The 21,519-nt window shown below is 38.1% G+C and carries 18 protein-coding genes and 1 tRNA gene; 1 reads left to right on the top strand and 18 read right to left on the bottom strand.

All coding sequences use genetic code 11. The annotated features are described in order from the left end of the window. Window positions 1–222: 222 nt before the first annotated feature. From J8L98_RS03895 to J8L98_RS03820, 16 genes are all read right to left on the bottom strand, one after another. Window positions 223–2,250, bottom strand: coding sequence for a secretin N-terminal domain-containing protein (locus tag J8L98_RS03895; protein WP_210995384.1), 2,028 nt, complete (start codon window positions 2,248–2,250; stop codon window positions 223–225). Between the two features lie 6 nt (window positions 2,251–2,256). Next, window positions 2,257–2,760 (bottom strand): hypothetical protein, encoded by a 504-nt coding sequence (locus J8L98_RS03890; RefSeq protein ID WP_210995383.1) that lies wholly within the window; start codon window positions 2,758–2,760, stop codon window positions 2,257–2,259. After that, the gene (locus tag J8L98_RS03885) at window positions 2,757–3,335 is read right to left on the bottom strand and encodes a hypothetical protein (RefSeq protein WP_210995382.1); all 579 of its coding nucleotides are present in this window, start codon (window positions 3,333–3,335) and stop codon (window positions 2,757–2,759) included. Before J8L98_RS03885 ends, J8L98_RS03890 begins: the two co-directional genes overlap by 4 nt. Continuing rightward, window positions 3,332–4,453 carry a hypothetical protein gene (locus J8L98_RS03880; RefSeq protein ID WP_210995381.1) on the bottom strand — a complete coding sequence of 374 codons (1,122 nt, stop codon included), beginning with the start codon at window positions 4,451–4,453 and terminating at the stop codon, window positions 3,332–3,334. The genes J8L98_RS03885 and J8L98_RS03880 overlap by 4 nt, the downstream gene beginning before the upstream one ends. 3 nt (window positions 4,454–4,456) lie before the next feature. Next, complete coding sequence (locus tag J8L98_RS03875; protein ID WP_210995380.1) at window positions 4,457–5,311, bottom strand: general secretion pathway protein GspK; 855 nt, start codon at window positions 5,309–5,311, stop codon at window positions 4,457–4,459. After that, window positions 5,308–5,970: a prepilin-type N-terminal cleavage/methylation domain-containing protein gene (locus J8L98_RS03870; RefSeq protein ID WP_210995379.1), complete on the bottom strand. Its 663-nt coding sequence runs from the start codon at window positions 5,968–5,970 to the stop codon at window positions 5,308–5,310. Before J8L98_RS03870 ends, J8L98_RS03875 begins: the two co-directional genes overlap by 4 nt. Then, on the bottom strand, window positions 5,960–6,382 hold the full coding sequence (locus J8L98_RS03865) for a prepilin-type N-terminal cleavage/methylation domain-containing protein (protein ID WP_210995378.1): 423 nt from the start codon (window positions 6,380–6,382) through the stop codon (window positions 5,960–5,962). Before J8L98_RS03865 ends, J8L98_RS03870 begins: the two co-directional genes overlap by 11 nt. Before the next feature lie 5 nt (window positions 6,383–6,387). Then, the gene (locus J8L98_RS03860) at window positions 6,388–6,771 is read right to left on the bottom strand and encodes a prepilin-type N-terminal cleavage/methylation domain-containing protein (RefSeq protein WP_210995377.1); all 384 of its coding nucleotides are present in this window, start codon (window positions 6,769–6,771) and stop codon (window positions 6,388–6,390) included. 8 nt (window positions 6,772–6,779) lie between these two features. Next, window positions 6,780–7,982, bottom strand: coding sequence for a type II secretion system F family protein (locus tag J8L98_RS03855; protein WP_210995376.1), 1,203 nt, complete (start codon window positions 7,980–7,982; stop codon window positions 6,780–6,782). After that, entirely contained in the window at window positions 7,982–9,634 is a 1,653-nt protein-coding gene (locus tag J8L98_RS03850) for a type II/IV secretion system protein (RefSeq protein ID WP_210995375.1), read from the bottom strand. Before J8L98_RS03850 ends, J8L98_RS03855 begins: the two co-directional genes overlap by 1 nt. A 2-nt stretch (window positions 9,635–9,636) precedes the next feature. After that, window positions 9,637–10,056, bottom strand: coding sequence for a type II secretion system major pseudopilin GspG (gspG, locus tag J8L98_RS03845; RefSeq protein WP_210995374.1), 420 nt, complete (start codon window positions 10,054–10,056; stop codon window positions 9,637–9,639). A gap of 4 nt (window positions 10,057–10,060) precedes the next feature. Continuing rightward, window positions 10,061–11,122 carry a UDP-N-acetylglucosamine--undecaprenyl-phosphate N-acetylglucosaminephosphotransferase gene (wecA, locus tag J8L98_RS03840; RefSeq protein ID WP_348771887.1) on the bottom strand — a complete coding sequence of 354 codons (1,062 nt, stop codon included), beginning with the start codon at window positions 11,120–11,122 and terminating at the stop codon, window positions 10,061–10,063. A gap of 114 nt (window positions 11,123–11,236) precedes the next feature. Continuing rightward, entirely contained in the window at window positions 11,237–12,175 is a 939-nt protein-coding gene (locus tag J8L98_RS25150; protein WP_210995372.1) for a Wzz/FepE/Etk N-terminal domain-containing protein, read from the bottom strand. 11 nt (window positions 12,176–12,186) lie between these two features. Continuing rightward, window positions 12,187–14,805, bottom strand: coding sequence for an SLBB domain-containing protein (locus tag J8L98_RS03830; protein WP_210995579.1), 2,619 nt, complete (start codon window positions 14,803–14,805; stop codon window positions 12,187–12,189). Between the two features lie 169 nt (window positions 14,806–14,974). After that, complete coding sequence (locus J8L98_RS03825; protein ID WP_210995371.1) at window positions 14,975–15,757, bottom strand: DUF481 domain-containing protein; 783 nt, start codon at window positions 15,755–15,757, stop codon at window positions 14,975–14,977. Window positions 15,758–15,776: 19 nt separating this feature from the next. Continuing rightward, on the bottom strand, window positions 15,777–16,595 hold the full coding sequence (locus J8L98_RS03820) for a mechanosensitive ion channel domain-containing protein (protein ID WP_210995370.1): 819 nt from the start codon (window positions 16,593–16,595) through the stop codon (window positions 15,777–15,779). A 179-nt stretch (window positions 16,596–16,774) separates the two neighbouring features. Here J8L98_RS03820 and J8L98_RS03815 point away from each other — a divergent pair. Next, window positions 16,775–16,850 (top strand) — tRNA-His (locus tag J8L98_RS03815). Window positions 16,851–17,241: 391 nt separating this feature from the next. On the opposite strand, the gene J8L98_RS03810 is transcribed toward J8L98_RS03815, so the two are convergent. Continuing rightward, complete coding sequence (locus J8L98_RS03810) at window positions 17,242–18,543, bottom strand: MFS transporter (protein ID WP_192508457.1); 1,302 nt, start codon at window positions 18,541–18,543, stop codon at window positions 17,242–17,244. Between the two features lie 266 nt (window positions 18,544–18,809). Continuing rightward, window positions 18,810–21,389, bottom strand: coding sequence for a family 20 glycosylhydrolase (locus tag J8L98_RS03805; RefSeq protein ID WP_210995369.1), 2,580 nt, complete (start codon window positions 21,387–21,389; stop codon window positions 18,810–18,812). Between the last annotated feature and the right edge of the window lie 130 nt (window positions 21,390–21,519).

The following is a 21,519-nucleotide window of genomic DNA, read 5'->3' as shown; positions in this document are numbered from 1 at the left end:
TAGAGCATTGTAAACTAGGCTATTTTTTTATATCTACTCAAAGGCAATAAAAATAAAAACAATACAATCACTTAGCAAAGTCAATGATATGTTAACTCCGACATAAAAAGTAATGGGGCTTTGTAAAAAAGTGTTATACCCAGTGCCTTTAGTTCTAAATATGACCAAATATTATGACAATAAGTCAGTATGTCGAAAGTTTAAAGTTTAAGTTACTTAAGTTTAATCGTTAAAGTTTAAGTTGCTTAAGTTTTCCTTGAACACATTGATAACGCTATCCCACTGCTCAGCTGAATCAATGACTCTTGGTGTCACCATTACGATTAACTCAGTTTTCTCAGTTGTATCTTTTCTACCATCAAATAGCCTGCCAAGAATGGGGATATCAGAAAATACAGGCACCCCGGTGTTTGTTAGGTTCTTATTTTCACTGATCAAACCTCCTAGCATTACTGTTTGCCCATCTGCGGCGATAACTTCGGTCTTGATACTACGTTTAAAAATAGTTGGCTGACCTTCAACTGCATCGTCTCCCGATGCGTCATTACTTATTTCTTGCTCAATCTCCATCAGGATCACACCTTGAGCATTCACTGTTGGGGTCACATTCAGCATGATCCCCGTTTTTCTGTAAACCACAGAAGTTCTATTGCCATTGGTCGGATCAGATACAATTTCACCAACAGTCGGTATTTCATTACCAACGGTAATATTGGCCTCAACGCCATCTCTAACTGCAATTGTAGGTTTGGATAAAACATCCACATTTTGATTCTTTTCAAAGAGACTAATATCAAGTTTGCCAGTCACCCCTTCAAGCACATAACTTAAACCCGTTTTAGATCCTCCTGAAAAACTGTGGTAACCCGTTTGCAACGCACGATTATTTGATAATGCAAACTCAACGCCTTGACTAAATTCATCCGTCAAAGTGACTTCTGCAATTAAAACCTCTAAAACAACTTGCTTCGGCATAACATCTAGTCGCTTTATAAGCGGTAACATATTCCGATATTCAGTCCCAGATGTATGAAAAATCAACGCATTAGACCTTTCATCTACGACCATACGTAAGTGCTCTGAACTAGCTGATATACTCTTTTCGGTCGCATTGTTTGCTTTTTTGTCTTCTGAACTCGCCGAAGTACGATTTGTCAGCGCTGAGCCCCCGCTAATGAGGTTCTGTAAACTTTCACCTAAATCTATCGCGCGTGCAAATTCAGGTTCGAAGATGAAATATTGTTTTTCAGTTCCATCCGCTGGCTGATCAATATGCGATGCCCAAAATTGTAACCTATTAAGAAAACTCTTATTGTTGGTAAAAAATATCAAACTATTCGTCCGTTCAATATTCACAATAGATATCGCTTTTTCAGTAGTTCCAGTTGTTGAACTACTAATGCCTTCTTGTTTAAGAACTTCAGTAAGCTTTTTACTTAATTCATTCGCTGGCACAAATTCAGACTTATATATAGCAATATGACGATTTCTAAAAGCGGGGCTATCCATGACTTGCATAAACTCAATAGCTCTCACTATATCATTGCGTTTACCTTTAAACATGATTGCATTTTGTTCAAATAACGGCGTAGCCTCAACCCCCGTTAGTTGCTTAATAGAATGTGCCAGCGAAGTTTGCATACCATTATTAAAGGGTGCTATTTGTAAAATTTCACCACCTGCAATAGGGATATCCTTAACTTGATTACCATAGCCATACGTTAAGTTACTGCCAGCTGAATTACCTGAACTATGGATGTAAAAGATATCACCTTTTTCACGAATAATAATGCCTCTTTTATCAAGAAGCTCTTGACTTAAATTGAACAACTTCCGCTTCGATAATTTGTCTTTTAAGTTTATAGTGATGGCATCGTCACTATCCGCTATTTCATCGCCTAAAATATAATTTACACTTAAAAGCTCACCAAAAACATAATGTAGATAGTCTTTCACTTTTAAACTATCAGCGGTTAATTGAACCATTTCATTTTCTGAAAAATGAGAGTCAATTGACACTTGCTGAGATTGTTGAATATCACTGCTATTTAATGCAGGTAAATACACTAAACCACTTTCGACATTTTGAGTTTGATTTTTAGCAACAACCTGTTCAGCAACAACCTGTTTTTTTGATTTATTTTTAGCCAAATAAGAGTTATTTAACGGTAATGGCTTTGAAATAGTACTACATGCAGCAAGACTAACCACTGTAATAAAGCCGAGTAAAATATGTTTTGCTTTTTTCATAATAATCTAGTTAGCCTTTGTATGCGTATTCTTATACATCACAAGGGTAATATTTTGCGATGCTTTTTGTAAACTTAGCTGGGTACGGGAGTTAATGATAACAGAAAACCCCCCGAGTGAATCACCTTCCTGCACTTTCAATAACTCTGAAATCTGCGTCTCTTTGTTCAGAGCACTTATCAAAGCATACTGTTCAGATTTTGTGAAAAAAACCGCTTTTAACTTAAATGCTCTGTCTTTTGTGTGCACACTACTCATAACCCCTGAACCAGAGGTTACTCGTGAAGGTTCTCTAACAATCAATTCAGGCTCGGGATTTTTCAGTTCCTGAATCGCTGAAAGTACTTCTTTATCAAATCGCTGACTATTTTTTCTAACAACTGACTCAGGTATCGGTTCAATCTTGAATTCGCTATTATTATCTACAACAGATATATTTAGCCTTGATAAAAAATCAAAACTAAAAAATAGAAGAATTAATGCTATAAAGTACCAAGCCTTTAGCGTCACAGAGTATCTCCTGTAAATTGATTAAAATAGAACGATATCAACAAACTTGCCTCTGCCGTACCGCTTTCATCAGTAGTTAAACCTCTAATATTGAATGAAAGCTGCTCTACAGACACCAACTTGCTGTGATTTTCGATAAAATAAATAAACTGAGCCACACGGTGGGTTTCCCCTCCTATATTTAAACGTACTTGCTCTCTATGAAGCTGCGCATTTAAAAATTGTAATTCTGGTTGCCAGCCAATATTTAAAAGTGTCAAGTTATTTTCTTTAAGGTAACTAGATATTTCTTTTTGCTTATCAATCTTAAAACCATTTATTTTTTCTGAATCAAACAATGCGTCTTTATATTGCCTCAAACTTTCTCTAGCACTATCAGCCGCTAGAATAAAGCTTTCTTTTTGCGCAATAATACTATTTGCTTTAATGAGTCTTAATTGCTGAGACTCAGCTTTACTGATTTGAACTGACTGCCAGTTAAAAATAGGAACGATAATAAATTTAATCACTACTAACAGTAATGTAACAAGTAACAGTAACTTATATTTCTTAAACTGTTGAACTACCTCCATCATCCCTCTCCTCCCTCACTTAACAAGCTTTGATTCACTTCCTCATCGTGGTTATTAAATTGAAAGCTCACCACAAACTCCTCAACCCCTTGGTAACTTCGTACTGGCTGATGAAATTTAGCCTCTATGACTCCTGGTATGCTGTTAATAAACTCTAATACAGCAATTGAGCTACCACTTTTACCTTTGAATAAAACTGTTTCCCCCGAAAAGCTCACTCTTTCTATGCTCGCAAAAGCTCGAACCTTGTTAACGATAAAAAATATAAAGCTTTTTTTATAGTGCTCGTTAAACACGCCATTCAACTCATTTAAATGGTTAGTATTTTTTTGATATTCTTCATACTTAAAAAGCGCTTCATTAATAGCCTGTTTATTATTCTCTAGTTCCTTAGTCAAACTATGGTTTTTCCAGAATAAGTAGCCACTCGTAGCAAGCAAATAACCTGACAATGTTAAACCTAGAACTTTAACTCCGCGAGATATGCTATGTTTATAGCTATTTAAAGCTTTAGGTTGTAATAATTGAGATAAATTATTGACTAACGTGAACCAATAACCTGTAAAAAATGCATTCGCTAATTGAGCATCATGTTCCACATTCAGTGTTTTTTCAAATGCAATTCCCACACTATTAGCAAAGCGCTCTGGCTTATTAATTACGCCTAATTTCAAAGCCGAATAAATCACATTATTATGCATGGCCAAAAAATACTTATTTCTTATAATCGCAACCTGTTTTTCCTGTAATTGCTCAGCCAATAGCATGTTTTCTGGGATCTGAATGAATGCTCCCTTATTTTGAAGTTGCCAAATATTAACAAATGTAGAAGAGTCACTCTGGTGACGAACCGAAGTAACTGAACTAGCAGTTTCACTTTTGAGACGCAATAATTTGATTATACCTTTTAGTGCCGTTTTATTTGCAGTAGGTAATTTTTTTATACTTTCTTCACAGTGACATGCAGCAACAATTTGTATTAATTTCGTGGAGTCAACTTTTTCTAGTTGTAATTCACCATTCGACTCAATAAAGCCATAATGTTGATTGTCTCTATAGTAACTGACAAACCTAACAAATAACTTTTTTTTAAAATCAATACGCTTTTCTTTATTTATCACAACCTAGCCTTCTGTTGCCATTAAGTTTACAGGGGACGCTTTTCTCGGGTTTAATTGATAATATAACACTCGCTTTATTTTCGCTTCGCCCACTTGAGTTTTAAGCTCAATTTTATAATCATTTGATGGATAAAAGTACACTTTATTCTGTTCCAATTCACCTGTTATCGAAGTAAATAATGATGGTGATAGCAAGTTTTTCTCTCTACTGGTGAGTATTTGTTCAGAAATCACTTTGCTATACAACGCTTTGATCAAAACTGAGGGGGCTGTTATTGGATTAAAAGTGCTTCCTTTATAAATAGTCGCCACTTTTGCTAATAGTTTTTTCTGTTCAGCTGTATACTCCAGATGCTCCCATTCATTTAAACTTTGGATAGGGCCATTTTTAAAGCTTTTCTCTTGTAAATTATAACTGGAAACCGTATTAACATCTTGCCAATCTTGGGTTTTACGTAAAAAATTCATGGCATTATACTCAGAAGTTCCTATGTGCTGTAAAACCTTGAACCAACGCGACTCGTTAGGAAAGTGGATGCTTAACAACCCCCTAAGGTCTTGTAATCTAATATACTGTTCTTTACTTACCTGAAATTCATCACCATGAAAATTCTGTAAATAAATATTCTCTCTGACACTATTACCCAATGTTGAGTGAAAACCTTTTTTCTCAGTGAGTAAGCCAAAAAGCACATTAGCTTCAAGATCGTAATTTTTCACTAAAGCCTCTGTTTTGTTGTTAAATTGCGTTGCAATATATACTTGTTGTTGAGCGGTTTGAGTAAGAAAAAGAGCAAGAGTACTCAGTATCGAGGCTATTAATAGAACCTGTAGTAATGCGATCCCACGTTGTTTCATATACCACTCTTAAAATAGCTCAACCATCTGTTTGCATTATGGTCTAAAGTAATTAAAATCGCCGTATCCTCTATAGAAAACCGAAGCTTTGTAGGGGTTAGTCTTTTTTCTAACGATGAATAAACGCTAAACCATCTAGGGCCAGTTTTAGATACCCTGGCTATTTTTGTCGACAGATCAGGCCAACCAAAGTAATCAAATTTTGCAGTATTAATGTCTTTCAATAAAATGATAGTATCTTGAAAGTCAATAACCTGCTCCGCAGAGGTTAAGACCATGTGATTCAAAGACGTTGATTGGTAAACAAGATCAAGCTTTGCGCTTTCATTCTTAATAATCGAAAGCTTAAACACCTCACTCTGCCCACTTTGTAACCCTTGAGAAGTTACAGCGAGTAAACTACTTTCACTTCCAACAAAAAAAAAGGTTGGCTTATTTGAGCTGCTTCTAATTACATACGGTATAATGCCTGATATCACCCTATCTAATTGATAGAGTCTTTGAGATTTTAGTATCTCACTATGAAACCCACCAAGCTCCTTATCCCAACGACTCGCTAATTGCACATAAGTGTAACTACCAGTAACAACAATAAGGCTCAATAAAGTTAGCGATATCAATAATTCAATTAAAGTAAAGCCTCGCAGTTTACCTGTCACGCCAACTCACCTCGCGATATTGATAAGTATTTGATATCCCCTTATAGCTTAACGTTAAAGATACATCCCACAGGTTATATGCATTTCCAAAGCCTAAGCCGACCCTTTCTCCATCCAGCACCGAGCTTTTAACATTTTTACTAGAAACAACCGAGGCATTCCAAACATACTCAACCTCTCCATTCATACCTGTATTACTTAATGAAGTATTACTAAATTGACTATTGCGGATTTTTTCTCGAACTGTAGCTAAAACACCTGGCATACTTGATGATAATCGAACATATGTAGCCGCTTTCTCACTACTGATGTAAGCACCTCTATAAACAAGTGAAACAGATGTCACCACAACAACTAAAATAATAACTGATATTAGTATCTCAATGAGCGTAAAGCCTGAGTTTTTATTCATTGTCATTACCTAAGCTGTATTGACATAACTTGCTCATCATTTAACGCCATTATTGTGCTAGGAGTAGCGATGCCAAAACTATTAATTTTAATCACGACAGGTTCAAAATTAAGGTGTTCAAATGTTTTATTTAACTTTACACTTTCACTCTCAATCAGTATCGCATTGTTTCTAGCAACCTGAATTTTATATTCAGTCTGAGTAAGGAACGCTTTGTTTCTTAATACTCTCAACCAATTTTTTGTCTCTTGCAACTCAACCCTGGCCTCTGACTTAGATATTGCACTTAGTGATAAAGGTGCAACAATTGACATTAATAAACCCATAATTGTCATTACAATTAATAGTTCCATTAAACTAAAGCCATTTTCACCACGATAATTAAGCATAGGTTTAATTAAAACCCAACATCATTCAGAGACATCATGCTGAGCATCATAATAACAACAACTCCGCCAACAAATACCCCCATGAACAAAATCATTAAAGGCTCAAGTAAGGACGTCATTCTGTCTGTCCATGATTCAAAGTCTTGCTTGGAGCGGGCCGCTATTTCTTCAAATACTTTCTCCAAGTTTCCGGTTTCTTCTCCGACTTCAAGTAGAGAAATATAAAAATCTGGGTAAATAGATGTTTGCTTTAAGGCAGGCGTTAATTGCTCACCTCGCTTGACTTTCTTTTGAGCAACTTTAATCTCATCCCTTAAAACCTTATTGACAACATTCCCTGTAGCCAGCTCAAGCGCTTTATCTATGGCTAAGCCCGCTTTTAGCATTAATGTTAAGCCCGTGTTGAAACGGATCCGTTCAACTGTTTTTACTGCATTTGAGGTTACAGGTAATTGTAAAAGTACTTTTTGCCACCATACGATAAACACCGCTTTTTTTCTTAAATACAGTATACCGCCCACAAAGCTGACTAATGCAAGTAAAAGCAATACTTGATTATCATTCATCCAACGGCTGGTGTTAAGCATGAGTTCTGTATACCAAGGCAAGTTTTGTGCCTGACTAAACATATCAGCCATTTTTGGAATAATGACATTAAAAATAAAGAATATACTGAGTAAACAGACGAATAAAATCACTAGAGGATAGGTCAATGCACTAATAATCTTAGTTCTTAGATCGCGTTTAAACTTTAAATCAAGCGCCAAGCCTTCAAATATACTTGTCAAATCACCAGTCGCTTCACCTTGCTCAACTAAATTACAATACAAGGCATCAAACACTTTTGGGTGCGCTCTACACGCAGATGACAAGCTCATTCCCGCCTTAAGCGATCCACTTATATCGCCTAATAACTGCGCCAGTACTGGTTTTGCCTTAGTTCGTTTAATGATATCTAAGCCGCGATCTATTCTCACGCCAGTAGCTAGTAATAAACTAAGCTCAGAGGTAAAAAACTCCAAATCTGAAAGTGATACTTTATTACTTTCAAACTTCCAAAAGTGACCCTCTTTTTTTACTTCTTTTAATTCATAAGGGATTAAAGCATCACTCTCTAACGCAGCTTGGGCAGCAGAGCTAGATAACGCTTCAATCACCCCATCACTCTTACCACCAGACGAATCATATGCTTTATATTGATAACTGGGCATTATCCTGCAACTCTAATAGCTTCTTCAATGGTTGTCTCACCTTTAATTGCTTTATAAAAGCCATCCTCAAGTAAAGTTCGTCTACGTTGTTGCTTACTATGAGATTTAGCTTTTGTAATAAAGTCAGCATCTTTAGGTATCGCTTTGATCTCATCATCACATGCAAGATACTCTGTAATGGCCAAACGTCCTTTGTATCCAGTAAACCCGCATTGTTCACAGCCCACACCTTTGACTAAGTTTACCTTGTCAATCGAGAACTCCTGACTCAAAGTATGTAAGTTATATTTTTCAATTAATTCACTGGCGTCCGAACGAGGCTGTGCACACGAAGTACAAACCTTACGCGCTAAACGTTGTGCGACAACAGATATCAATGCTGCATTCAACAAAAATTCATCAACACCTAAATCCAGTAAACGCGTATAAGCACTTGCTGCATCATTCGTATGTACAGTAGAGAAAACTAAGTGCCCAGTTAAGGCTGACTGCAACGCAATTTGCGCGGTTTCTTTATCTCTGATCTCACCGAGCATAATAATATCGGGATCTTGTCGTACTATTGAACGTAGACCAGCTGAAAAATCAAACCCTATTTCACTGTTAACTTGTACTTGGTTAATGCCTTCTAACTGATATTCTACAGGGTCTTCTAATGTTACTATTTTTACATCATCATTGTTTAATGCATTCAAGAACGTGTATAAAGTCGTTGTTTTACCAGAACCTGTCGGTCCTGTTAACAATACAACCCCTGCGGTTTTCTTTATATCTTCTTGAATACAGGTGTGAATATCATCTGAAAGGCCTAGCACATTCATATCGTAGCGAACGCTTTCTTTACGTAAAAAGCGCATGACAATTGATTCACCATCATTCAGAGGCAGGGCAGATACACGTATATCAATTTCTTGATTGGCGATCTTCATTTCAATTTTACCATCTTGAGGCCTGCGCTTTTCAGCGATATCCATGCCTGATAAAATTTTCAATCGGGTCACTATTGGCAATTGAACTGATGCTGCTAGTAACTCAGCTTCATGTAGCACACCATCAACTCGAAAACGCGCGCGATAACGGCCTTCGAATGGTTCCAAGTGCATGTCAGAAGCCCCTTGTCGCAACGCGCGGCTAATTAATGAGTTTAAAAGGTTAACAATGGGCGCTTCTGAAGCCAACTCCCTTAACTTGCTTTCCTCTTCACTTGAAGATGCTTCAAATATTGACTCAGAGGTTGATTCAAACTTTGATGATAATAGCTGAACTTCACTCGGACTCGCTATAAACAATGAAGGGGTTATATTATTTTTATATAAACATTCACCTATCATACTATTAAGAGGGTCTTCAACAGCGAAGTGCCAAGTGTCACTAATGCAGTCAATAGGGATCCATTTATTGTCTAAGCAGACTTTTAAAACCTCGCTAGGAAACTCATTTTTTGTAACAGTTTCGAGCGCATTCTCTATATTAATGAGTGGCAACTCGAGATATTCAGAAAATAAAAGTTGCACCTGATCCTCAGGTAAACTTCCCATATTTACTAATATTTGCTCTAATCGGCCACCAAATTTAACTTGGTAAGATTTCGCCTTATCGAAGTCAATATCAGATACGTTGTAACGTGTAGTAATAAGCTCATCTAATGTCATGATTACTGATGCACTATATCTGCATTATCCCCTTCACCACCTTCCTTTTTATCAGCCCCATACGACAATAAAATATAAGGCGCGCCATTTTCACCTGGCGTTTTATAGAAGTATGGAGAATCCCAAGGGTCTAACGGCACTGCTTTAGGTAAATAAGGGCCATCCCACCTAGGCACTTCACTACTACGTAATTCTTCTAGAGATTTAGGGTAAATGCCTACATCTAAGCGATATGTGTCAATCGCAGTTTCCAATGACGACATTTGAACTGAAGCAATTTTCTTCTGAGATGATCCAAGACGCTTAAAAAAATCAGGAGCAACCAAAGACATCAACAACCCTAAAATAACAATAACAATAAGCAGTTCCATCATAGTAAAGCCTAACTGGCAATTTTTATTTTCATTCTTTCTCTGTGGCATACAATTAAACCCTTTTAACCTGCTTTTTTAAAATATTCTTGCGAAGAAAACGAGCGACTTTCCAAGCATGTTGAATACATGCTGAGTAGCTAATAAACACAATAACGAACAGAGTAAACATCAGAGATTCTGGTACCTCTAAAAGTTCCCCTAAAATACCCACTGATGCAAAGAAAATTGCAAATACACTGATGCTTGCTAGCGCTTTTCGAGAGCTAAAGCCGATACGCATGAACACGTGATGTAAATGATCTCTATCAGCCATAAAAGGAGATTGACGCTTTTTAACACGGCGTATAATGATTGCCATCATATCCATCAAAGGCACTGCGATGATCCACAGTGCAGTTACCGCACTAAAGGCATTATTACCATCTGACTGAGTTGCAATCATTAATAACCAAATCACACTTAGGCCGATGAACATTGAACCTGCATCTCCCATAAAAATCTTACGGTTTTTATGGCCAAGCACTCCCAGATTAAATGCCAAATACGGGACGATTGTCGCAATAATAATCAAAGGTAAAACACTTAATTCAGCGCCATTGACCATCATCAACATTAGAATAGCGGTAAATGTAATAATACTCATAGCGCCCGCCAAACCATCAATGCCATCGATCATATTGAACGCATTAATTGCGGCTATAACAGCAATTACAGTAAATGGAATTCCCCATAAACCAAGGTCTATTACACCTAAACCAAATACGTTACCCAAGTTATGAATGTAGGTATCTGAGCCCCACATCATTAAAAGTGCAACCAGTGACTGCACACACAAACGAATTTTAACACCGAGCTGACGGTAGTCATCAATTACGCCAAGAAGCACAATAGCTGCCGCACACACCAAGTACACCACCAAGCGCTTTTCCATGGGTAGGAAGACGATGATAGAAATCAACACAGCAAAAAATATAGATACGCCGCCAATTAAAGGAATCGCTCCAACATGCTGCTTCCTATTACAAGGCGTATCAACTAAGCCTACTTTTTCGGCCACTGGCTTTATCATAAAAATAGAGCAATAAGATGCTATAAAAGCAAAAAAGATGACCATAAAGATCCACATATTTCCGTCAGCTAACAATTATAAACACGCTATTGTATAGCAATTGCGATGCAAAAAAAATTACTTGTAACACTTAATAACACTTTTGCTTGTGCGATAGCTTCAAGCTTTTTTTGTTATTACAAAATAGCGAAATAAAACAAAACCAAATGAAAGGACAAGACCCACAAATGCAAAGCCAATACAAATTAACGCTCGCTTAGGTCTATCTTTAATTTCAGGCAAAATTGCAGGGTCAATGGTTCTAAATACATATTGTGATTGTGTGAGTGCCAGCATCTTAGTTTGCTCTTGTTGTTCTATCAATTGATAAAAGATTTTCTGCATATCTGCAACATTTGTTTCAGCTAACGTTTTCTTCAAATACTCTATTTTAGTTGTGGCTTGCTGAATATCGTCATTTTGAATTCTTGCATTAATCTCAACTACTAATTTCTCAACTAAATCTTTCGCGATATGCGGCGAATAGTGTGAAATAGAAAGCCAAACTAACCCATCTTTTTTATCCTCTATTACGCTTAGGTTAACTTCTAATATATGTTCATAAACTTCTTGTAAGCTAGGCTCTGGTTTAATCGGTAAATCGACTTCACGTACCCACTTCTCATTTTCAATATCGTACATATTATTATCATAAAGCAAAGTATTTGATGGGAGGTCCCAACCCTTCGTTCCCATTAATATTGGTTTTAAATCGTACTTCGCAACAAACTCGTTTAAAAAGCCCCGACTTTGTAATATTTGTAACGCTAACACAGATTTATTTCCACCGCCTCCGCCTAAGTTAACACCTGCCATAGCAGCCAAGCCTCCCAGATCTGACTTTAACCCGCCTAACAACCCACCTTGGCCATCTTCCACTGGTGATAAAATAACCGTGGCTTTATACTCGTTAGGTAACGACAATGCGTAAAAAACGCCCCCAATTGAAAATACTGCCGACAGCAACACAATCCATACTTTCCCTTGCCATAAAGCACGTAAAATCTCTGTTAGATCCACTTCATGGCTTTTCACAATATCTGACTCTTTAATTTCCACAAATACGCCTTTTACTTATTCAGAGTTGCAATTGATGCTGCGGCCAAACCTAGCTGATAAATGATTTGTGTTGCCGTACTCCACAAGGTCAAGCTATCTAAATGTTGAGAATCAAGCGGCACAACAATGGTATCACCTGGTGAAAGCTGGCTTCCTGCTTGATTTACCGCAAACCATGAATCACTATCATTTGGAAGCTCAACAGAGCCATTGGCTTTAATGATATAAATGCGCTCTTCATCTGCTTTTTGCTTAAATCCACCGCTGGCCTTGATATAGCCACTCACATCTTTATTCGCATCAAAAATATGAGTTGATGCGAGGTTAACTTCACCAATCACGCTGACCGAGTCTTGAATAGCAGGAATATAAAGCGCATCTTGACCTTCAAGCTGTAAGCTTTGCGACGAAGGATTATCTAAATCAATAACCAGTCGTCCTACGGCTTCTAGTTTTGATAAATCTTTCAAAATTTGATCTAAATCTTCGTAAGGTAATTCTGCACTAGCTGTCCTACTTTGACGTTGAAAGCTATTGGTGACAATATCTCGTCTTAGCTCTTGAGTTAATCTCTGGATTTGTGACTTCTCTTTACGCTTGATTGATTCACGCGTAAAAATTGCCGCTTCTTTATGGGCAAATTCACTGAAACCGCCAGCACGCTTGACTAAGCTGTCTAACGTTTCCCCTCTTTGAATTGTGTAAGTACCAGGGAACATCACTTCACCAACTACTTCTACTTCTAATCGCTCATGCCAATTTGGCTTAGGGAATATATTAACAGTATCTTTGCTTTGTAATGTGTGATTGGCAGCACTAAGCTCAGCACGTGCATTAAATTGGATATGCTCAACTTGCTTCAGATCATTTGCGTGAACCCGTGTAAGCTCTACCTTTTCTAAGTAAGCTGATTCTAAAAAGCCACCGCCGGCTGCAACAGCCATGGTAAAGTTGGCATTATTTGGTAAAGGATACACACCAGGAAATTTAACCCTGCCATTTACTGCAAACAATTTTGCAGGGTCTGAAGCTGTAGCTTGCTTTTGCAACTTCGCAATAATAGGCTTTAAAAGGTTATGACGACTAAAAACGGCATACTCTTCTTCTTTGACTTCGTCATCTTCTTCAAACAACGCATTTATACTGCTTATGACTTCTTCTTCCTCTTCGGAAAAGTCAAATTTATCATCCTCTTTTACGCCAATGAACTTAAGGAACTCGTCACGTTCGTATTGCTCCCATAACTCTATATTTTCTTTTAGCTTTAGCTGTTCTTGACTATAAGCCAAACTTTTCAACGTGGCTTCTTCATCGACTTTTAGATCATATCGGCTAAATACAATGATCGTATCGTTACTTTTCAGCTCAAGATTAGAGTCATTATTCACCAATACACTTTCTGGGGAAAACTGTAAAACCTCAACATTCCCTTCAAGGTTTACTTCACGAATAACCAACGCATACGAGAAGTCTGCTATCGGTAAAATGTCATCTCTTGGACTGGTAAATACATCACGTACTGTTTTACCTTTATGCCACTCATAATTACCAGGGCTTGTTACTGCACCAATTAACGTGATGGTATTTTTCATCCGTTGTGAAGCTGGATTAACAACAATCTCATCACCATTCATTGGCTTATACTGTGTTGCATTATTAAAGTTCACATTCAATGTAACTCGAGAGCCAAACCCATTAAAACGCGATACAACAACTTTATTTCTGTTTGCACTCGCTTTAAAACCGCCCGACATCGCAATGACACTTTGTGCGTCATCCGTCTCAACAAGCTCGAAAATAGCTTTACGCGTTACCTCTCCCTTGATCTTAATTTTTTTTGCAGCAGGTGGGATAAATACCACATCCCCTGGTTTCAAGCTTACGTCTTTTGAACTATCCCCAAACAACAATAAATCATATAGATCAAATGTCGTGATCTCTTTGCCCGCACGCTTAACCTGAATCTTTCGCAAAGAACCCAATTCATTAACGCCACCGGCGACAAACAACGCATGAGTTACCGTTGCCAAAGGAGATACTGTATAACTGCCAGGCTTATATGCTTCACCCACAACCATTATGCGCATGGCGTTAAGCTGCCCCATACTAACAAAGGCTCTAACACCTATCATTTCTTCAGATATTTTGCTCTTTACGAGTTCTTTTAACTCACGAAATGATAAACCAATTACATGTACAGGCGATAAATTAGGAATAGCTAAACGCCCTTCGCGATCGACTTGAACCTCATGCTCTTCACTGGTTTTACCATACAAATTAATTTTAACTTCATCACCAACCCCAATTAAATAAGTATCTGGGATCGCGGCAAGCTCAGTCGGAATAAACGTGGTCGGCTCACCTTCAAAAAGCTCATAACCAAATGGTTTTAATTCATCTTCTTTTGGCTTAAACTTTTCTTCTAATTCATCCGCTTCAATCTCTTCTTTACTTCGCGGCTCAATTGTAGACTCAGGAAGCTCAGTATTTTTATCATCGCTTTGTTTTCCTTTCAAATCCTTTAGATTCAAGCCATATTTTTTTGCAAGTGCCTCTTGCTGGGCTTTTGGCAGCTTTTTGAATTGCTCCATCTGCTGAGCGGATGGAGTGGCTGCAATAGCACGTTCCATAAGCACACTGAAAAATAAACATAATAAAGCCGCAATGACCGCCAATTTACTGAACTTCACAAATATACCCTTATCAATTAAGTGCGTGAGTTAACCGGCGTATTGTATCGTATTTTCAACATAAAAAAAATGGGACCAAAGGCCCCATTTTTGTTGAAAATTGTAATAACTAAAAGCTATATACTAACGTCAATGACGTTTCAGTATCTGTACTTTCTTTGCCATCATCTACTTCTGAATTGTTTATAATATTGTAAGCAACTTTCATTTGCAGCGAACCGTTAATTTTAGTTAACAAAGCAGACTCTGACGTACTCTTCGTATTTGTGCTACCGGTTTCGACAGAAAAAAGCTGTGTAAACTTGGCATTTTCAGATATTTGCCAACTGTAATCCATTTTTGCAACGCCGATGAATTCATTTTCTGACGTCCCGGCCAAAGGCATTCCGTTATCGACCTCTGTACTATCATCTTGATATTCAAAGCGCTTAATACCTGGGCCAACTTCAAAACTCAACTCCATGTCATCACTTTTTAATAATCTTAAACCATAACCAACCGATGCAACCGCTTCGGAACGATAAGCGCCAAAAGAGTCTGATACATATGAACCAAGCACGAATAAGTGACTGCTATCGCTATCAAGCTTATAATTACCTTGCATCGATAAAGAATATTTTTCGTTAGTACGCTCTTTTACTTTATTTCCATCGTCATTTTCAATTTCATCTTCTTTGAAAATGCCACTCACTTTATATTCATTGTGCCAATTTTCTAGCCGATGCTTTGCTTTCAAATTACCTTTTAGAGTCGTTGTTTCTGTATTACCGCTGGTAATGATAGCGCCCACTTCACTGGTCACTTCCCATGTTTGTTCACTTTTTATATCCTCAGCATAGGCATTTGACATCACAGCAGCACATACACACATAGATAACAATTTAACTTTCATTACTTTTATAACCTTTCTGTTAAGAGTCTTTATGAAGGTGGACATCCATTTGAGGAAATGGAATACCAATTCCTGCTTCATCAAGAGAAATCTTTATATTTTCTACCAAACTAAAGTAAGTTGGCCAATAATCGGATGTGTTTACCCAAGGTCTCACGACAAAATTAACACTTGAGTCAGCAAGTTCAGATACGGCAACGGTGTAAGCTGGATCTGTTAAAAGTCGTGTTTCTTTGTCTAATACATTTTGCAATACTTGCTTCGCTTGCTTTAAATCTGCGTCATAACTTACACCAATCACCAAATCGATACGGCGGGTTTTCTCTCTTGAGTAATTGACGATTGCACCAGACATAATAGCCGAATTAGGCATAATAATAACTTTGTTATCAGGCGTACGTAACTCTGTAGAAAATATCTCTATTTTCTCAACACTACCTGACTTCCCGCCAGCTTCAATGAAATCACCCGACTTGAAAGGCCTTAGCATAATAATCAACACGCCTGATGCAAAATTTGATAATGACCCCTGCAAGGCTAAACCCACAGCTAAACCTGCTGCACCGAGAATAGCGATGAACGATGTTGTTTCAATACCGACTTGCGACAGCGCCATCAATACCGTTGCAGCAAACACAAGTGCATAAATAATATTTGCAACAAACCCGCCAACTGCTTTATCCACTTTTCGCTTTGAGAATGCTTTTTCGGTCAATCCACTACAGAGTTTAGCAACCTTAATTCCTAACAACAGAATCACAACTGCCAGAATAACTTGAATCCCATAACGCAGTAACATATCTGAATTATCGTTTACCCAATTGATGATGGTTTCCATAGAGCCTCCTAGTGAGCGCTTATAATAGTTTTGTTGGATCTTACATAGGTTATATGAATATTTGCTGTATGGGATGACTTTTTTACTTTTTTCCTTTTTTAGAAAAATTTGCATTTTTTACTTTGCAAGACGTGAATTATTATGTATTATCCGCGCCACACCAAACGAGGTGTGTTGTGGCGGCTGTAGCTCAGTTGGTAGAGCCCTGGATTGTGATTCCGGTTGTCGTGGGTTCGAGCCCCATCAGTCGCCCCATCTTTCTTTTATGTATTCTTATGCAATGCCAACATTATATTGTTGAAAAACTCTTTAATATCCCTTCAAAAATACTATTTCTGAAAAGCATCTTTTCGAACGCCTAAACTTAGCGAATTTATTTATCAAAATCATGCTAGTAAGTACATTACATGCTCTCAGAATACTGATCCAATTTGTGCTATAAAAACTTAATTAGAATGTTCTCTTTTGAGAATCATTCTTGTATTAATCTCATTAAAATTGATAACCACCATGCCTTCATCGATTTTTAAAAAAGCCGCTTTACAGGGCGTTACACTCTCATAGCTTATTTATGGCAGACAAAAAAATGCCACCTTAAAGGTGGCATTACACACGGGATTATTTCTATTTACAGATAGAAATTCAGTTACTTCCAGCTCGTCATCTTGTGACCTTTCAGAGCATAGAACAAAATAAATAGGTAACTTGGTATCATTAAGCTATACGCCCCTTGAGCACCAAGGCCAGCTACATTTCCAAGGCCAATCAGTAAGGGCCCTAACGCACCGCCCGCAATACCCATAATAAGTAGTCCCGAAGCAGTACCAGTCAAGCGACCGAGGCCATTTAATGCCAATGGCCAAATAGCTGGCCATACCATAGCGTTAGCAAAACCAAGTAATGCTATACACAATAGCGGATCTGGTAATTGAGGTCCACCAAATGGAACAAGTAAAATGTTAGATATCGTAAATGAGTCGTTACTACCCATTACAACCGCTAAAACTGTAATGATACCAGCAATACCAGACATCACTAATGCATTTTGTTGAGACATAAAACGCGGGATCAATGCAATACCAATAGCATAGCCAATCAGCATACACGCCATAGTGTAAGACGTCATCACGGAATAATCCGCTATGCCTAGCTGTAATGCATAAGAACCAATAGTATCAGCTGCAATAACCTCGACGGCAACATACAATGCAATACCAATAACACCCAGTACCAAGTGAGGATGGCTCAATGCTTCTTTTAATTCACCCTTACCGTTACCACCTGACTCTTCAAAAACCAGATCTGGTAATGGTGCGATTTTTGCGAAAACAGCAAACAAGAAAATAAGGCCAGCTACCCCAATGTAAGGCATAATTAGACTGTTCGCCATTGCATCTTTTTGTTCTTGTGATAATTGTGACCCCGGCTCTACAACACCACTGACGACGACCGCTGCAAATATGATTGGTACAATCACACCAGCAGACTTATTCAATAGCCCCATAATACACACACGGACCGCTGCTGACTTTTCAGATCCCATTTTAACAACGTATGGGTTAACCGCTGTTTGTAATATCGTTTGACCAACGCCTATCATTAGCTGCGCAAACAAAAATATCTCAATCATCTGCATTTTTGCAGCAGGAATATACATTAACGCAGATGCAGCCATCACGACACACCCTAATGCCATGCCATTCTTATAGCCAACACGCTTAATTAGCATAGCCGAAGGTATTCCTGCGACTGTCACGGCAATATAAAACGAGGATATGATGAACGACGCTTGCAACGGCGTTAATTCAAGCATTTGTTGTAAAAAAGGTGTAATAGCCCCGTTGAGCCAAGTAATACACCCTAAAATAAAAAACATCGACCCAGCGAGCACCATAGGGAGCCAGATACTCTGCTTTACATTATCTTCAATTTCCACTGTCGCTTCCATAAGTTTCTTCTTGTTGCTAATTAATATACTAAAGATCTGTAGATTGCACAGATCTAGGACTAAATTCAGAATAACTTCTGTATAATTATTAGACACCCACGCTCATTTTTAAGCGTATTGATGTAGTGTTAGGGCTATCACTCAAAAATGACAGCGCTGACATTTAACTTTACGTTAAAATTTAACTTTTGACTAGCTAGAATTTAACCAGTTAATTTACTAAAAAAGGACCTTACGGTCCCTTTTTAGCAAACATCTCAAAAATATTACTTTAACTCTGTGATACGGCTCGTATTTTTATCTCCTACACGCGTCCTTAGTTGAACCGATTGACCGTCATTATGACTGATCGGATCTGAATAAAGCAGCCAAGTTTTTCCTCGATCTAAGCTATATTCGATATCTAAATAAGGGAAAGCGCTGTTGGCATAAACAAGTGCTCCTTTTTTAACTGCACCTGGTACTGGTAAATTCACATTTACACCAGACGCAACCAACTTAGGCAGTTCCTTTATAGCCAATGCTGCGGAAAAACTTTGCCAATCGTTTGAAAAAGGTTTAATTGCAATTTCATCCCCTTCCCATTTAGCTTTATGCCAAGCGCGCTCTGCTACAGATAAAATACGCGGGAAAATCATCGCTAATACCTGCTCTTCAGTTCGAATGGTTTCGCTCCACACTTGCCCTTGCATACCTAAGATATTTTCTGGCTTTTCAAGCTTAGGCATGGCACGTCCTACGAGTGCTTCTAAATTTACAATCGGTTCTCGAGTTCGCGTAAAATCAGCATTGGCGTATACATCATCAGGCATATAACTAAACGCTTTTTTAGTATCAATAAAACGCGTTGCCCAATAATAACCTCGCTCTTCTGGATGAGCTTCATATGGATGATCAAAATACAAGTGTGTGCCATGAGATAATACCACTTGATATCCATCATTGGCTAACCGGTATGCTCTATCTGCAACCCCCCATTCCCAAATATTGTCCCACACATTTGCAGTAAAAGTGTCATTGGGGAACTCATCTCTTTTAAAAGGATTTACTTTGTCATACATTAATCCATCCTCCCAAGCGCCAGGAGAAATACCGCGTTTGGCTAATATATGAGCCACCTTTTGGGTAAAGTATGGCTTTAAATCCGCTGGGCCTGCAATCCCATTATTCGCATCCATAAATAAAGCATCACAAGCGGGAGACTGTGTCCATGAACCTGCACCGACTTCATCTCCACCAAAATGTAAATTCGTTAATCGAGTCCCCGCATCTCGATACATACTTTGTAGCTCGTAAGTCACCTTCTCGATAAAAGCATACGTAGAGTCTAAACACACATTAAATGAATTGTCTGTGTAGTTTTGCACCGTGATATACTGTGACTCGTCCTTTGGATCTGTTAATAAGTAGGCTTTAGCTTGCTCTAACTTCCCTTTGGCTTTGAACGTATTATACCTCACTTCCATGGACTTAATCGCAGCGCGAGCGTGGCCTGGGCCTTCAATTTCAGGAATAATTTGAATATGTCGAGCATCTGCAAACTTAATGAGTTCGACAAAATCTTTGCGAGATAAAAACCCATTTCCAGAACCTGATTTAAAGGGCCCCGTACCCAACTGAGTTAATAGACAACGTTGCTCTTCTAAATCAAAACAGCGATGAGCACCAATTTCCGTTAACTCTGGTAAGCCTGGGATCTCAACACGCCAGCCTTCATCATCTGAAAAGTGCCAATGAAACTTGTTCAGCTTATAACGAGCCATTTGCTCTACTAATTTAAACAGCGCATCTTTGCCATGATAATTACGAGCGTTGTCATAGTGCATGCCACGCCATACAAACCTTGGGGTATCTTCAATTTCAACATTAGGTACAGTGATGGTATTTTTGCTGCCTGCTGGGAAGAGCGCCAATAAGCTCTGAATACCGTAAAATACGCCAGCATTATCGCTACCAATGATCTCTATTTTATCGTCATCGATTTCTAGCTGATAGCTTTCAGCTGCACCATCAGCCAGACTTTCGTCTACTTTTAAGTAAATGGTAGGCGCTTTAGAAGCTTTAATATGATCAGCTTCACTCTCTAGCTCTAATCCATAATCGGCTAAATCACTTTTTAAAACAGCTACCTCTGAAGTCAAACGACCAGCAAAACGTATTTGCCATGATGAATCTAACACCGCTGTTCCACGATTGAAATCAGCCTTTTGTGGTGTTGGAATGATCCGTTTCAATGCCGCTTCTTTTGAAATAGACGCAGAAGAAAGGTTACGCTCATAACGCAATTGAGCAGATGCTAGCTGCGTTTTATCTATCGGATCATTATATCGCCTAAGCTGATTCTCTCGCTCAAATGGGGCAATGTATTGCTTAAAGTCTTCCGTGTCAGTATTTGCAAAAATCGCCGGCGTATGCTGCTTGGAAACCATAAATGCTCGCGGCATAAAGTCACTATATGCAGCTATCCATGCACCTGCCTCAAATTCAACAGTGAGGCTTTCACCGACAGCCAGCCCTGCAAAATCTTTATTTGGTACAAAACGATGTAAATCACCATTTACATGCTCTATCGTAAATCCTTTAACTGATTTAGTATGAATTTTACGTACCGAGTGAATATAGATTTGCCAATCTGCTTTTCCCTTTACTAGGGCAATATCTGAATTATTCGTCAAAGTCATTGATGCAATTAAACTAGATGCACCATTATGAAAATTATCTTGTGCGCTAAACACAAGTTTAGTGTTTTTTGTGAACGCGTTCAGCTGAGACTGTGATAAATCGGCATTGGCGAACAGTGGGGTTGTGACAAGTAAACTTGCTAGCACATGTTGCTTTAGGGTCATAGGTTTGCTCCTTGGTAAACACCTTTGTTGCTATTCATCTATATAGAAATATGAGCGTAAAGTGTTCAGTCAATATTAACAATACCTCATCATATAAAATCAAAAATGACAGCGCTATCAATATTTACTC

It is taken from the genome of Pseudoalteromonas sp. MMG013 (genome assembly GCF_018100885.1).
GTDB lineage: Bacteria > Pseudomonadota > Gammaproteobacteria > Enterobacterales > Alteromonadaceae > Pseudoalteromonas > Pseudoalteromonas aurantia.
The sequence above is the reverse complement of the archived record's forward strand: the minus strand, read 5'-3'. Positions and strand labels throughout refer to the sequence as shown.

Bases quoted from the DNA above. Each gene is read 5' to 3' on its own strand.
- J8L98_RS03865 (WP_210995378.1), bottom strand. From the start codon at position 6,382: ATGAATAAAAACTCAGGCTTTACGCTCATTGAGATACTAATATCAGTT.
- J8L98_RS03875 (WP_210995380.1), bottom strand. From the start codon at position 5,311: ATGAAACAACGTGGGATCGCATTACTACAGGTTCTATTAATAGCCTCG.
- J8L98_RS03860 (WP_210995377.1), bottom strand. From the start codon at position 6,771: ATGCTTAATTATCGTGGTGAAAATGGCTTTAGTTTAATGGAACTATTA.
- J8L98_RS03805 (WP_210995369.1), bottom strand. From the start codon at position 21,389: ATGACCCTAAAGCAACATGTGCTAGCAAGTTTACTTGTCACAACCCCA.
- J8L98_RS03850 (WP_210995375.1), bottom strand. From the start codon at position 9,634: ATGACATTAGATGAGCTTATTACTACACGTTACAACGTATCTGATATT.
- J8L98_RS03895 (WP_210995384.1), bottom strand. From the start codon at position 2,250: ATGAAAAAAGCAAAACATATTTTACTCGGCTTTATTACAGTGGTTAGT.
- J8L98_RS03825 (WP_210995371.1), bottom strand. From the start codon at position 15,757: ATGAAAGTTAAATTGTTATCTATGTGTGTATGTGCTGCTGTGATGTCA.
- J8L98_RS03820 (WP_210995370.1), bottom strand. From the start codon at position 16,595: ATGGAAACCATCATCAATTGGGTAAACGATAATTCAGATATGTTACTG.
- J8L98_RS03885 (WP_210995382.1), bottom strand. From the start codon at position 3,335: ATGATGGAGGTAGTTCAACAGTTTAAGAAATATAAGTTACTGTTACTT.
- J8L98_RS03855 (WP_210995376.1), bottom strand. From the start codon at position 7,982: ATGCCCAGTTATCAATATAAAGCATATGATTCGTCTGGTGGTAAGAGT.
- J8L98_RS03830 (WP_210995579.1), bottom strand. From the start codon at position 14,805: ATGGAACGTGCTATTGCAGCCACTCCATCCGCTCAGCAGATGGAGCAA.
- wecA (WP_348771887.1), bottom strand. From the start codon at position 11,122: ATGGTCATCTTTTTTGCTTTTATAGCATCTTATTGCTCTATTTTTATG.
- J8L98_RS03810 (WP_192508457.1), bottom strand. From the start codon at position 18,543: ATGGAAGCGACAGTGGAAATTGAAGATAATGTAAAGCAGAGTATCTGG.
- gspG (WP_210995374.1), bottom strand. From the start codon at position 10,056: ATGCCACAGAGAAAGAATGAAAATAAAAATTGCCAGTTAGGCTTTACT.